Origin of the sequence: Aneurinibacillus sp. UBA3580 (genome assembly GCF_002375825.1) — a bacterium.
Classification (GTDB): Bacteria; Bacillota; Bacilli; order Aneurinibacillales; family Aneurinibacillaceae; genus Aneurinibacillus; species Aneurinibacillus danicus.
This window is the reverse complement of sequence record NZ_DFMZ01000060.1, coordinates 35,664-44,727: the sequence shown is the minus strand read 5'-3', so window position 1 is coordinate 44,727 and position 9,064 is coordinate 35,664. Positions and strand designations below refer to the sequence as shown.

Sequence of the window (9,064 nt, the reverse complement as noted above, 5' to 3'; positions counted from 1 at the left end):
GGGAAAGAGTTGAAAGAGAAGCTATATACCGGACTGGTGCTTACTTGCGTCGGGGGAAAAAGAGAAAACGGAGAATTGTTTCCTTTAAGTTATAAGCAATCGCGCAGGGAGAATGCTCCGCTGGATAAGATGGTGGCCCATCTTACAGCGAAGCAGGGATGGGCCGGTGAAATTCGTCCTTTCACTCCTTTGCATGGCTCGGACGAGCGTCAGTACTGCTCCCCTGGATTCAATCTGCCCGTTGGACAAATTGCCAGAGCGGTATATGGCACGTATCAGCAATACCATAACTCGCTGGACACGAAGGAATTTATGACCATCGAGGCGCTGCAGCACACGGTAGATGAACTGGAGCGGTTGTTTATGGCACTGGAGATGGATGGATACTATGTAAACACAAAGCCGTATGGCGAAGTAAAGCTCGATAAGCATAATCTGTATCCTGATATGAATGCACCCTCCGTATGGGGACGATCGAGTAATACAATTTTAGACGGCCGCACCTTGTTAAATCATGTGCTCATGATTTTAAATTATTCAGATGGACAGCATACGCTGCAGGAGATTGCTGAACGGTACGGATGCACTATAACGGATATGGTTGGTGTAGTAGAGGTGCTACAGGAAAAAGGGCTCCTAAAGGGACCTTATTTTGAAAAACAGGAGCTAGAAGATTATGGAGAAGAATGATTTGAGAGTAGTATTATTAACAGGTTCGCACCCGCGTCATTTGTATGTGGCACATGAACTGCATAAAGCCGGTCTGCTAACTGCGCTGGTGGTTGAGGAGCGTGAGACATTCACACCGCAACCCCCGGCAGGGTTACTGGATATCGATCGTGAAAACTTTATTCGTCATTTTCGGGATAGGGATGAGGCGGAGCATCGCTTTTTTGGAGAGGCTTCTATTGATAGTTTTTCGTCTGATGTTCCGGTGCTGCGTGTAACTGTAGAAGAGTTAAATAGTGAGGAAGTGAAAGAGTGGGTACTTTCCCATCAGCCTAACCATGTGCTAACATACGGTGTACATAAAATTAGTGATGAGTTACTGAAGGCATTTCCGGAATACTCTTGGAACATTCATGGCGGGCTTTCTCCATGGTATCGGGGAAACGTCACTCTCTTCTGGCCGTTCTATATGCTGCGTCCAAACTGGGCAGGCATGACGATTCATTACTTAACGGCGCAGCTGGATGGCGGGTCGATCGTCCATCATTCCGTGCCGGAACTTAGGCGTGGCGATGGCGTACATGACGTAGCATGTCGGGCGGTGGTGCAGGTGGCAGAGGATATCGTTCGTATTTTGCAGCTTCGCCAGCGGGGACGTGAATTCCCGGGTGTTCCGCAGAAATCGAGTGGCAAGTTGTTTGTGGGTACAGACTGGTATCCGCAGCATCTGCGCGTTATTTATAATTTGTATAACAATGACATTGTAGATCGATATTTGGATGGGGAAATTAGTAGTCCTCCGCCTTCGCTGATTACTGTTTTATAAAAGCTATAAGTGCATCTTCTGACCAGCTATAAATCGGAAGGTGCATTTTTTCTACTTAATCATTAAGTGTTAAGCGTAATATTCCGATACTTTACCATAAGAAGAGAGGAACGCCTTAAGATGAAAGGAGAAGATACAGATGAGTCCGGTGAATCGAATTACAGGCTTTTCCGGCTTTGATACAGAGTCACTTGTACAGAAGCTAATGACTGCTGAGCGTATGCCGCTTGATAAGTTGAAGTTTAAGAAACAACAGATGACATGGAAGCAGGATATGTATCGCGATATAAACAAGTCGTTCAAGTCGTTGTTTGATATTGCGGATAAGCTGCGTCTGAATGCGAATTGGAGCCAGTTTAAGACGACATCTTCCGATGAAGCGAGTGTGTCTGCTTTGGGTGTAACAGCAAGCGGAACACATACGGTAGAAGTAACGCAGTTGGCCAGTGGAGCAAAACTCCAATCAACATCTTCGGTAGATTTTAATGCCAAATTAACAGATTTGGATGGTTCACTTCAAACAAGTATAACTTTATCTGTTAATGGAAATTCAGTTACAATTGATAATTCAAATGGAGATAAAACGTTGCAAGATGTAATGAATGCGGTCAACAGTGCTGGTCCTAACGTAAGAATGACGTACAACGGAACTTCTAAGACTTTTGCATTTGTTAATACAATTACAGGAGCATCGTCTAAAATTGATATAGTTTCAGGAGGCACAGCTGCTGATACGTTGTTAAATCAGCTTGGATTTTCAAGTTCGAACCGCTCCGCTACAGGTACAGATGCGTTTGTTACCATTGACGGGATTACTAGAACTTCCAGTACTAATACTATTACAGAGAACGGTGTCACATATACTTTAAAGAAACTAACCATAGGCTCGCCGGTAACCGTTAAATCAGAGCGCGATGTTGACGCTCTTGTTAAACAAATCAAAGATTTTGTTACCGAATATAATAAAACAGTCGAGAGTATCAGCAGTAAACTAAGAGAAAAAGTAAATCGCACGATCCAACCGATGTCGGAGGAAGATCGGAAAAACATCAAAGAAGCAGACCTTAAACTCTGGGAGGATGCAGCGAAAAAAGGGCTTCTGCGCAGTGATGATATTCTGTCTAAAGCCTTGGTCGACATGCGTATGACGCTGTATGGAGGGGTTAAAGGAGTTCGTGCAGACGGTAAAGACGCATATCTTTCCACAATTGGTATTACGACCGCTTCTTTTACAGGTGGTAACGGCGGGGAGCTTGTTAAATCGGTTGCCGCTATGGATGGTATGCTTGAAGTGAACGAAGAGAAACTTCGGAAGACTTTACAGGAAGATCCGGAAACGGTGATTAAGACTTTTACAAATTATCCGGGTGATTCTGTGCCGAAAGACAGTCCGGACTATCAGGCGCAAAAAGGGATTATGCATCGTTTTAAAGAGCTTTTTGAAACCGTGCAAAAAGATATCTCTATTCGCATCGATAATAAAGGTCAGGTCGGTGGCGAGAATGACTTCTCTCTTGAGAAACAAATTCGTGATATGAATCGTCGCATGGAAGACATGGAAGAAAGGCTGAAGCAAAAGGAAGACCAATACTATAAGCGTTTTGCCCAGATGGAAAAGATAATGAGCCAGGGAAGTGCACAGAGCTCGTGGCTTGCTGCACAAATGGGCAAGATGTAGGGGGATTTGACTCTATATTTATAAAAAGGGAGGAGATAGGATGAATACGATAGAAGCCGGATCAGGATTTAATCTCGCTCATTCATCCTTCTCATCTTCTTTTGGGGACGATCATGCTACGATACAAAACATCCAAAAGAATGATACGTCTAACGAATCTACGCTTCATAAAAATAAACATCAGGCGTCCCCATTCGAGAAGGTGCGGATCGAACAGGTAGAAAAGGCAATAAGAGCAGCTATTGGTCCGGAGAAGAGATGGGAGTTTTCGGTTCATAAAGAATTGAACGAAGTAATGGTAAAAGTGATTAACCGTGAAACAAAGGAAGTTATTCGGGAAGTACCACCGGAGAAGCTGCTTGACATGGTAGCCGGAATGTTAAAGACAGCAGGGCTTTTGATAGACAAAAAATGGTGATCTCACTCGGTTTAAAGGCATGATTTGGAAGGAGAGCTATGACAATGAACATGATGGCTCAGCAACAATACAAGCAAAACGCAGTAAATACCGCTCCACCGGAAGAACTGGTTTTAATGTTATATAAAGGTGCCGTACGCTTCACGAATGCGGCGCAAAAAGCGTTGGCACAAGGGGACATGGCGGCAGCGCACCGTTATAATATCCGCGTTCAGGACATTGTAGCCGAATTGATGGGCGGATTGAATATGGATATTCCGGTTGCAAAGGATCTTATGAAGTTGTATGATTTTCTGCTGCATCGTCTGATTGAAGCTAACGTCAAAAAAGATGCTAATATGCTGGAAGAAGTGAAAGGCTTCTTTACTGAATTCGTTGAAACATGGACGGAAGCGATTAAGATCGCAAAACGGAAGTAATGGCTATGTATGGTATAAAGAAACAGAGTGGATTGGAAGAGATTCTTGCACTTACCCACCAGGCTGTTCAGATGCTGGAGAATGAAGCATATGATGAGATTGATAGCTTGATGAATCGCCGCCAGGAAGTCATGGATCAGATTACAGCATGGGATGCGCAGGAAGATGCAACGCTCGTTGAAGCGGAAAGAAAGCGTCTGCTTCCTCTTCTTGAAGAAATTCTAGAGTACGATCGTAAACTTACGGATTTAATAGAAATTCGTAAGCAAGAAGCAGCACAGGCGATGCAAAAGCTCAAGATATCACGTAAGCTGAATCATTCCTATCAAAGATCTTATTCCAATCAGGACGGGTATTATATTGATCAAACCATTGGCTCACGCAGGCGGTAAAAGCTAAGATCAGTTGTTGGTCTTAGCTTTTTGCTTGGGAGCAGGGCAGAAAGGATAGAAATCGGATGATTACGATACATGCCGGACAACTACTGGCTAAAAATTTGCGCTTTTTCCGTGAGCATGTACCTGGCGTTTACCAAATCGTAAAGGGACAGGAACCGAATCGCGATGTATATCGGGTGCATACTGCTCGAAAAGTGAATGTATCAACGATTGAAAAATATGAAGGAGAACGCTGGCAGGCGATTCACAGCTTATATGACCCGCTGCAAGAGGCGGTACGCTGGGCCAAACCGGCTCTTAAAGCAGAGACGCGGGAAGTGGTCCTGTTTGGACTTGGCTTCGGTTATTATGTCGAAGCGCTGTTGGCTTTGAATCCGCAGCTTCGTTTTTATATTATCGAGCCTGACCTGCACGTATTTTTGCATTCTCTTGAAGTTCGGGACTGGACAGGATTTCCGTGGGAGCAAGTCTTGTATCTTGGATTTGGCAGCGATGAAGCGGCATTGAACACATTGCACCAGTCGTATTTTCAACGCGTGCATACGGCTCTTCAGATAATGGAGCTCCCAGCTTATCTGCGTTTGTATCCGGATATATACAAGCGCTTTACTGAGACATTAAAGAAGAGTCGGGAAGAGTATGTGGAGAGCATGACGACCACCCTGTATTTTCAAAAAATGTGGGCGCGAAATGCGATGAAAAATCTTCGCCGAATGACGGAATCACCGTCTGCATACAGCCTGACACCGCAATTTCAGGACCGGCTTGTTATTTTGACTGCTTCGGGTCCTTCACTGACAGAGGCGATTCCGGTTATTAAGAGAGCGCAGGAAGAGCAGAAGGCGGTTATCGTTGCGGCAGGAACAAGTGTGAACTCGCTCTTAAAGCAAGGTGTAACACCGGATGTATTCATCTCATACGATCCAAATGAGCCGAATTATCATATGCTGAAGCCTGTTTTCCAGAGCGGTATTCCTTTTCTATTCGCTAGTACGATTTACTACCGAATTATGGAGGAGTATGAAGGACCAGTTGCACACTTTTTAACTAATCAGGACTATATTTATCCGTATCTCGACCGGAAGGCCAAGCCGGAAGAAATTGTGCAGGATGCGCCAACGGTTACGCTTATAGCCATGCAGCTGCTTCTCAAAATGGGATGTAAGGCCATTTATCTGGCGGGACAGGATTTGGCATATATCGGAAAGCAAACATACGCTGCCGGAACATCCGCACACCATGATGCGGTAAACGCGGGTGAGACAACTGCTTTCCAGCAGAGGCTGACAGTGGAAAACAATCAAGGGGAACTGGCGGAAACGAATGAAAGCTTTATGACAATGATCAGCAGCATCAACAACTTTTTTACTCGGAATCCCGTGCAGAATATTTATAACCTGTCGGCATATGGGGCAAAGCTGAAAAACATTCCGTATGTTTCGCTTGAACAGCTGGAAGCCGCTCTGGAACAAGAAATATCCGTTCCGTTTGTATGGAGCGTTACCGATGTAAATCCGAAAAAACAGAAAAAGCTGCTTGAAAAATTATATAAAGATGTACAATCGTGTGCCTATGATATTCGTCACCTCGAAGGTTTACTCAAGCGTATGCAGAAAGATGACGGCCTGAAACCGAGTCTTCAAGAACAAATGGTCCTTGAGTATAATAATATCGTAGATCGTTTTCTGGCCAAGCCTGCATTTATCGGGCTGTTTTATCCGTGGATGCAGGTATATCTGCAGCATATGCAGCGGGTAATTTATGAGATTAAAGATTTGCCGATTGTAAAGCATTTTGTGCCGATTCGTGATCTGTTAGAAAGATTTGTAGCAGAAGCGAAAGCGGCTTTGCAATTCTATGAAGGAAACTTGAAGGAGCAGGGAAAATGAACATACTCGTAACAGGGGGAGCAGGATTCATCGGACGCTGGGTGGTAAAGCGTCTGCTGGAAGATAAACATAATGTTTGGATTGTAGATGATTTATCAAACGGACGCCGGGAAAACATAGAAGAATTCCTTTCAAATCCGGGCTTGAAAGAATTTATTGTCGGCGACATTAAAGATGAAGCGCTGCTTGTTCAATTATTTGAGAAGGGGCAATTCGATATCTGCTACCATCTTGGCGCTTCTATTAATGTACAGGATTCTATCGATGACCCGCGCACCACATTCAACAACGACACGGTGGGCACGTTCTATGTCATGGAACAATGCCGCGTACATAACGTTAAAGTCGTATTTATGAGCACATGCATGGTATATGATCGCTGCACAGATGAAGCGGGAATTACCGAAGAGCATCCCATCAAGCCTGCTTCTCCGTATGCAGGTTCGAAAATCGCGGCTGAGAATATGGTTCTCTCCTATTATTATGCGTATGGACTACCAACGGTCGTTATCCGGCCGTTTAACACATACGGTCCGTTCCAGAAAACAGGTGGAGAAGGTGGCGTTGTCGCCATCTTTGTGCGCAACCAGTTGAAAGGATTACCGATTCAAATCTATGGCGACGGAACGCAGACAAGAGACTTATTGTATGTGGAAGATTGCGCACGCTTTGTCGTCCAGGCAGGTTATTCGGATAGAGTGAACGGACAAATTGTAAACGCAGGACTGGGCCGGGACATTTCAATCAACGAACTGGCCGAACTGATTGCGGCAGGAAACGAAGTAGCGCCAGAGCAGGTAGAAATAAAGCATGTACCTCACATTCATCCGCAGAGCGAGATTCAGAAGCTGCTGTGTAACTATGAAAAAGCCGAGCGCCTACTAAATTGGAAACCAGAAGTAGATTTAGAAGAGGGCATTGCACGTACACGGGAGTGGATTCATACCAGTCATTTACTGTAGAAAGCGAGGGAAAACATGAACCAAATGGAGAAACTCGCGATTCATGGAGGAAAACCAGTACGAAACTCTTTACTTTCATACGGCTCGCAGTGGGTGATAGAAGAAGATATTGCCGCAGTGGTTGAAACGATGCGAAGTCCCTTTCTTACGCAGGGGCCGCAGATTACAGAGTTTGAACGCAAAGTGGCAGCCAAGAGCGGAGCTAAGTATGCGGTGGCTTTCTGTAATGGAACGGCGGCGTTGCATGGAGCTATGTTTGCTGCAGGAATAGGAGAAGGCGACGAAGTGATAACCAGCCCCCTAACATTTGCAGCAACATCCAACTCTGTACTGTATCAGGGAGGGATACCGGTATTTGCGGACATTGACCCTCATACCTATTTGCTGGACATGGAAGCGGCCCGCAACGTTATTACACCACATACCAAGGCGATAGTTCCTGTCGACTTCTCCGGACAGCCGGTGAATATGCAGGCGTTTCGGGCGCTGGCGGATGAACATGGACTGGTCTATATCCAGGATGCGGCCCATTCACTTGGGGCTTCGTATGATGGAAAGCCTGTGGGCTCGATTGCGGATATGACAATGTTTAGCTTTCATCCTGTTAAGCCGGTTACTACGGCAGAAGGCGGGGTTATCGTAACAAATAATGAAGAGTACTACGAGAAACTTCTTCGCTTCCGTTCTCACGGAATCACAAAGGACAATCGATGGATGGAAGGGAAATCTGAAGGGCCCTGGTATTATCAAATGATAGAACTCGGATATAACTATCGTCTGACCGACATTCAAGCTGCGCTTGGCGTGACGCAAATGGAACGTCTTATGGAGTTTCTGAGCAGAAGAAATGAGATTGCACGGCAATATGATGAGGCGTTTGCGGGTCTGGAACGCGACGGCTTGCTTCGCAGGCCGGTAGTAGATGTAAAAGCTGTCTCGGGATGGCATTTGTATGTCATATCACTCGGTCTGGAAAATCTAAAAACGGGGCGGCGAGAAGTGTTTGAGGCGCTGCAGGCGGAAAACCTTGGCGTCAATGTTCATTATATCCCTGTCTACTGGCATCCGTATTATAAAAAGCTGGGCTATGAGAGAGGAATTTGCCCGCGTGCTGAGCAGGCCTATGAGACATTTGTAACGATCCCTCTCTTTCCAAGAATGAGTGATGAAGACGTACAAGATGTAATTGCTGCGGTAGAAAAAGTGGTTACTTTTTTTGCAAAGGCGTAATACAGCATGTTTATAGAAGATCGCTTCTTTATTAAAGAGAGGTGGTCTTTTTTTCGTTCTATCCTTCTGTAAGTTCGGCTGCTTTTTTCCGATATACCGAGTAGAAGCTTTAGTGTGCGGAGAGGAGCAGCGACATGAAAGTTTTTGATTTTTTGCGTAACACAGGTGGTATGCCGACCGCGGGACGCAATTCCGATAGTCGTCCATCATCGGCGATGGAAGCGGTAATTAAAGAAAGAGTTTCGGCAAATGAAGCGATCGTAGAGATAGAAGGGAAGAAAGTAAAGGCGGTATTTGAAAACGGAGTGCCGGCTCAATCCCGCGTGTCGGTACAGGTGACTGCGGCTAAAGAAGACAGGATTCAGGTTCGCGTAGCGCAGCAGACAGAAACAGACATGGATAGTACGGGGAAAACGGGACAGAACATAGAACGGATAATGCGTGAAGCGGGCGTGAAGGCCACTCCGGAAATGCGTGAAGCGGTCCGGATTTTATTTGATGGCAAGCAACCGGTAACGAAAGAAACAATAAAAAACGTTGAACAGATCTTGCAAAAAGGTGAAGGAACGGTTCAA

General features: G+C 45.3%; 10 protein-coding genes. All 10 read left to right on the top strand.

The features are described 5' to 3' along the window. Nucleotides 1-690 (top strand): DUF4910 domain-containing protein (locus B2899_RS09645; RefSeq protein ID WP_286885358.1); only part of this gene is annotated, 690 nt, incomplete at its 5' end. Then, a complete protein-coding gene (locus tag B2899_RS09640; RefSeq protein ID WP_286885357.1) occupies nt 677-1,495 on the top strand; it encodes a formyltransferase family protein in 819 nt (272 codons plus the stop codon). The genes B2899_RS09645 and B2899_RS09640, both read left to right, overlap by 14 nt. A 139-nt stretch (nt 1,496-1,634) precedes the next feature. After that, on the top strand, nt 1,635-3,173 hold the full coding sequence (fliD, locus tag B2899_RS09635) for a flagellar filament capping protein FliD (protein WP_286885355.1): 1,539 nt from the start codon (nt 1,635-1,637) through the stop codon (nt 3,171-3,173). 40 nt (nt 3,174-3,213) lie between these two features. Next, nucleotides 3,214-3,591 (top strand): flagellar protein FlaG, encoded by a 378-nt coding sequence (locus B2899_RS09630; protein ID WP_286885353.1) that lies wholly within the window; start codon nt 3,214-3,216, stop codon nt 3,589-3,591. A gap of 44 nt (nt 3,592-3,635) precedes the next feature. Then, entirely contained in the window at nt 3,636-4,010 is a 375-nt protein-coding gene (gene fliS / locus B2899_RS09625) for a flagellar export chaperone FliS (RefSeq protein ID WP_286885351.1), read from the top strand. 5 nt (nt 4,011-4,015) lie between these two features. Then, a complete protein-coding gene (locus tag B2899_RS09620) occupies nt 4,016-4,402 on the top strand; it encodes a flagellar protein FliT (protein WP_286885348.1) in 387 nt (128 codons plus the stop codon). 65 nt (nt 4,403-4,467) lie between these two features. After that, the gene (locus tag B2899_RS09615; RefSeq protein WP_286885345.1) at nt 4,468-6,297 is read left to right on the top strand and encodes a 6-hydroxymethylpterin diphosphokinase MptE-like protein; all 1,830 of its coding nucleotides are present in this window, start codon (nt 4,468-4,470) and stop codon (nt 6,295-6,297) included. Beyond that, nucleotides 6,294-7,259, top strand: a complete 966-nt coding sequence (locus tag B2899_RS09610; protein WP_286885342.1) for a dTDP-glucose 4,6-dehydratase — start codon at nt 6,294-6,296, stop codon at nt 7,257-7,259. Before B2899_RS09615 ends, B2899_RS09610 begins: the two co-directional genes overlap by 4 nt. Nucleotides 7,260-7,283: 24 nt before the next feature. Beyond that, a complete protein-coding gene (pseC, locus tag B2899_RS09605; protein ID WP_286885458.1) occupies nt 7,284-8,489 on the top strand; it encodes a UDP-4-amino-4,6-dideoxy-N-acetyl-beta-L-altrosamine transaminase in 1,206 nt (401 codons plus the stop codon). 134 nt (nt 8,490-8,623) lie between these two features. Next, on the top strand, nt 8,624-9,064 hold a 441-nt coding region (locus B2899_RS09600), incomplete at its 3' end, for a DUF6240 domain-containing protein (protein WP_286885341.1).

Bases quoted from the DNA above. Each gene is read 5' to 3' on its own strand.
- B2899_RS09610 (WP_286885342.1), top strand. From the start codon at position 6,294: ATGAACATACTCGTAACAGGGGGAGCAGGATTCATCGGACGCTGGGTG.
- fliS (WP_286885351.1), top strand. From the start codon at position 3,636: ATGAACATGATGGCTCAGCAACAATACAAGCAAAACGCAGTAAATACC.
- fliD (WP_286885355.1), top strand. From the start codon at position 1,635: ATGAGTCCGGTGAATCGAATTACAGGCTTTTCCGGCTTTGATACAGAG.
- B2899_RS09615 (WP_286885345.1), top strand. From the start codon at position 4,468: ATGATTACGATACATGCCGGACAACTACTGGCTAAAAATTTGCGCTTT.
- B2899_RS09630 (WP_286885353.1), top strand. From the start codon at position 3,214: ATGAATACGATAGAAGCCGGATCAGGATTTAATCTCGCTCATTCATCC.
- B2899_RS09640 (WP_286885357.1), top strand. From the start codon at position 677: ATGGAGAAGAATGATTTGAGAGTAGTATTATTAACAGGTTCGCACCCG.
- B2899_RS09620 (WP_286885348.1), top strand. From the start codon at position 4,016: ATGTATGGTATAAAGAAACAGAGTGGATTGGAAGAGATTCTTGCACTT.
- pseC (WP_286885458.1), top strand. From the start codon at position 7,284: ATGGAGAAACTCGCGATTCATGGAGGAAAACCAGTACGAAACTCTTTA.